General features: G+C 37.5%; 1 protein-coding gene. It reads left to right on the forward strand.

The features are described 5' to 3' along the window. Positions 1-84 precede the first annotated feature (84 nt). Positions 85-299 (forward strand): hypothetical protein (locus SB749_RS19145; RefSeq protein WP_410711697.1); only part of this gene is annotated, 215 nt, incomplete at its 3' end.

The following is a 299-nucleotide window of genomic DNA, read 5'->3' on the forward strand; positions in this document are numbered from 1 at the left end:
CTCTACAAGTTTAATAAAAATTATGATGCTGAACAATTGAAAAAAAGAATGGTGGAGATATACGCAAAGCACCCATGTGTGTGTGTGAGCGAAGGCGCACAAAAAGATTTTATCAAGAGCTTTGGTCGTATTACGCCAACCATTGCCATCCACAATCCAATTGATAGAGACAGTATTCAAAAGCAGGCTGATGCTTTTGTTCCTGAGTATCAAAACTATATTATTCATGTCGGTAGTTTCAAAGATGCAAAACGCCATGATTTGTTGGTAAAAGCCTACGCACAGACTAATCAATCTAT

Source organism: Brevibacterium sp. SIMBA_078 (genome assembly GCF_046534565.1).
Lineage (GTDB): Bacteria > Actinomycetota > Actinomycetes > Actinomycetales > Brevibacteriaceae > Brevibacterium.